We start from the raw sequence: 3,822 nt of genomic DNA on the forward strand, positions 1-3,822 counted from the left end.
GCCCACAGCGGGACGCCATCCTTGGGGCGCCCTCACCCCAGCCCTCTCCCGCAGGCGGGAGAGGGAGCTCTCAGTGCTGGGGCAAAAGGTGATGATCTGTCTCGAAAGCCGGGCGCCAAATCCGGCGCGCCGCCGCCGGCGCAGCTCACCTGGCTGGCGCTCGAGCCGATCACCGGCCGGACCCATCAGCTCCGCGTGCATTGCGCCGCGATGGGGTGGCCGATCTTCGGCGACAACATCTACGGCAACGGTCCGCGGTTCGGCGAGCCGCGGCTGCATCTGCATGCCCGCGAGATCGTCATCCCGCTATCGCGCAACAAGCCGCCGGTGGTGGTGACCGCGCCGCCGCCGGCGCATATGCACCCGCGGCTTTCGGCCTGCGGCTGGAGCGGCGCCGCCTGACGGCGGAGTCGGCGCCGAACGCGTTCTTCGCCGGTTCGCCGCAGCGCACGCACCGCGATCACAGCCCTGCACATGCGCGCGATCAGCGCCGAAAGTCGGATGACCGCACCGCTTGTCGTGGCCGGCCGGGCCGACGCATAATTGCGCCAACAACAACAGCCGGAGGCTGGGACGCTCGCACGTCTCTTCACCGGCGATGCTCCCCCGCAGCGTTTCCATGACTTCGCCCGGATCGCAGGATCAACGATCGGGCGGAGACAAACTCGTTGGCGGGTGAGTCGCCGGTTGCAGCGGGGTTGCGGTCGAGCACCGACGGCGGGTGCGGCATCGGCCGCGTTTTTGTGGAGGAACGAATGTCCGACAAGATCTACGACGTGCCCGCAGAATGGGCGAGCCGCGCCTTCGTCGACGATGCCAAATATCGGCAGATGTACGATCGCTCGGTGACGGACCCGACAGGGTTCTGGGCGGAGCACGCCAAGCGCGTCGACTGGATCAAGGCACCGACCAAGATCGACAATTGGTCGTATGCCCCGGGCAACGTCTCGATCAAATGGTTCGAGGACGGCGTCCTCAACGCCGCCTACAACTGCATCGACCGCCACCTCGACAAGCGCGGCGACCAGGTCGCGATCATCTGGGAAGGCGACGATCCCTCGCAGTCGCGCAGCATCACCTATCGGGAGCTGCACGACGAGGTCTGCAAGTTCGCCAACATCCTGCGCAACCGCAATGTCGGCAAGGGCGACCGCGTCACCATCTATCTGCCGATGATTCCGGAGGCTGCGTTTGCGATGCTGGCCTGCGCCCGGATCGGCGCGATCCATTCGGTGGTGTTCGCCGGCTTCTCGCCAGACAGCCTCGCCGGCCGCATCAACGACTGCCAGTCCAAGATCGTGATCACCGCCGACGAAGGTCTGCGCGGCGGCCGCAAGGTGCCGCTGAAGGCCAATGTCGATGCGGCGCTGAAGAAGTGCGACGGTGTCGATTGGGTGATGGTGGTGAAGCGCACCGGCGCCGCCGTCGAGATGGATGACGTCCGCGACTTCTGGTACCACGAAGCGGCCGAGATGGTGACGACCGAGTGCCCGGTCGAGCACATGAACGCCGAAGACCCGCTGTTCATCCTCTACACCTCGGGTTCGACCGGCCAGCCCAAGGGCGTGCTGCACACGACCGGCGGCTACCTGGTGTTCGCGTCGATGACGCACCAGTACGTGTTCGACTATCACGACGGCGACATCTACTGGTGCACCGCCGACGTCGGTTGGGTCACCGGCCACAGCTACATTCTGTACGGCCCGCTCGCCAACGGCGCCACTACGCTGATGTTCGAGGGCGTGCCGAACTACCCGACCAATTCCCGGTTCTGGGAAGTGATCGACAAGCACAAGGTCAACATCTTCTACACCGCGCCGACCGCGATCCGCGCGCTGATGCAGGCCGGCGACGAGCCGGTGAAGAAGACCTCGCGCAAATCTCTGCGCCTGCTCGGCTCGGTCGGCGAGCCGATCAATCCGGAAGCCTGGGAGTGGTACCACCGCGTCGTCGGCGAGGACCGCTGCCCGATCGTCGACACCTGGTGGCAGACCGAGACCGGCGGCATCCTGATCACGCCGCTGCCCGGCGCCACCAAGCTGAAACCCGGCTCGGCGACCCGGCCGTTCTTCGGCGTGGTGCCCGAGATCCTCGATCCGGAGGGCAACGTGCTGGACGGCGAATGCACCGGCAATCTCTGCCTCGCCCGCTCGTGGCCGGGCCAGATGCGCACCGTGTACGGCGACCACGCCCGGTTCGAGCAGACCTACTTCTCGGCCTACAAGGGCAAATATTTCACCGGCGACGGCTGCCGGCGCGATGCCGACGGCTTCTACTGGATCACCGGCCGGGTCGACGACGTCATCAACGTCTCGGGCCACCGCATGGGGACCGCCGAGGTCGAATCCTCGCTGGTGGCGCATCCGAAGGTGTCCGAGGCGGCCGTGGTCGGCTATCCGCACGACATCAAGGGGCAAGGCATCTACGCCTATGTGACCCTGATGGCCGGCGAGGAGCCGACCGAGGAGCTGCGCAAGGAGCTGGTCGCCTGGGTCCGCAAGGACATCGGTCCGATCGCCTCGCCCGACCTGATCCAGTTCGCGCCCGGCCTGCCCAAGACCCGCTCCGGCAAGATCATGCGCCGCATCCTGCGCAAGATCGCCGAGGACGAGCCGTCCTCGCTCGGCGACACCTCGACGCTGGCCGATCCGGCCGTGGTCGACGACCTGGTCGAACATCGCCAGAACAAGCACCACAAGGCGGGTTGAGCCGGCCCGAGGGCGCCGTCGCAGTCCAGCCGCGGCCGCCGAGCACCTTTCAGGGCCCCGCCTCCGAAACGGAGGCGGGGCCCTTCGCGTTTGACGCGTACCACGCCCCGCCGTCGCCTGTTCGTTGCTACGAGGTTGGCTGCGGCTTGCCGCCTTCGTCCGTGAGCTGTGCTGATTCGATCACATCCGAGAACGATCAGGGCTGTTGGACGGTTTTGCCGGCTGGTGTTGTTTGCCGGACATTTACTTTGTTCCCCGGATTTTCCTTCAATGGTACGCCTGCGTTCACTTTGGTCGTCCAGCACACACCGGTTGGTTAGTTCACGCTGCGACCATCGCGGGCGCTGAGGGCGCCGGAGCGAAGCTGACCGGTGCGAGGAAACTGGAGAGACTGAATGTCTTTTGGACTTCGTTCGGCGAAATGGGCGATGGCGGTCGCGGCTTTGGCGGGCGCCGGCGTGCTGACCGCGCCGCGGGCCGAGGCGCGGCCCGACTTGGTTGTTTTCCGCGGCGACTACTCGCCGGGGACGATCGTGGTGAGGACCGCCGAGCGGCGGCTGTATCTGGTGGTCGAGCCGGGGCACGCGGTGCGCTATCCGGTCGGCGTCGGCAAGGCCGGTAAGCAATGGGCCGGGATCACCAAGATCGACGGCAAATACCGTAATCCAGCCTGGGCGCCGCCGGCCGACGTCAAACGCGATGTCCCGGCGATTCCGGACGTGATTCCGGGCGGATCGCCCGCCAATCCGATGGGCGTGGCGGCGATGACGCTGGAGGGCGGCGAGTACGCGATTCACGGCACCAACCGGCCGCAGTCGATCGGCGGCTTCGTGTCCTACGGCTGCATCCGGATGCTGAATGACGACATCACCGATCTGTACGAGCGCGTCCCGGTCGGCACTCAGGTGGTGGTGATGCGCTGACGGCATCGGGCCGCATCCACATCGAGCCGCATCTGCAAAGGAAAAGCCGCGGCGGGGGCCGCGGCTCAGACTGCTGACAAAGTCCTCGCCATTGGCGGGGACTTTTGATTCCATGGGGGATGCTTCGCAAACCCTCACCGCAACAGACTTCGATCGAGATGGTCAGTCTCGACGGTCTGGTTCCGAAGGAT

The 3,822-nt window shown here is 66.2% G+C and carries 2 protein-coding genes and 1 pseudogene; all 3 read left to right on the forward strand.

Annotated features, from left to right (window positions below):
• Positions 1-402 (forward strand): annotated as a pseudogene (locus DU475_RS23315) (RNA pseudouridine synthase); the annotation flags it as partial.
• Between the two features lie 353 nt (positions 403-755).
• Positions 756-2,708: an acetate--CoA ligase gene (gene acs / locus DU475_RS23320; RefSeq protein ID WP_047309371.1), complete on the forward strand. Its 1,953-nt coding sequence runs from the start codon at positions 756-758 to the stop codon at positions 2,706-2,708.
• 395 nt (positions 2,709-3,103) lie between these two features.
• Entirely contained in the window at positions 3,104-3,631 is a 528-nt protein-coding gene (locus DU475_RS23325; RefSeq protein WP_013500263.1) for a L,D-transpeptidase, read from the forward strand.
• The last annotated feature ends 191 nt before the right edge of the window (positions 3,632-3,822 follow it).

It is taken from the genome of Rhodopseudomonas sp. WA056 (genome assembly GCF_010906995.1).
In the GTDB taxonomy this organism is placed as follows: Bacteria; Pseudomonadota; Alphaproteobacteria; order Rhizobiales; family Xanthobacteraceae; genus Rhodopseudomonas; species Rhodopseudomonas palustris_G.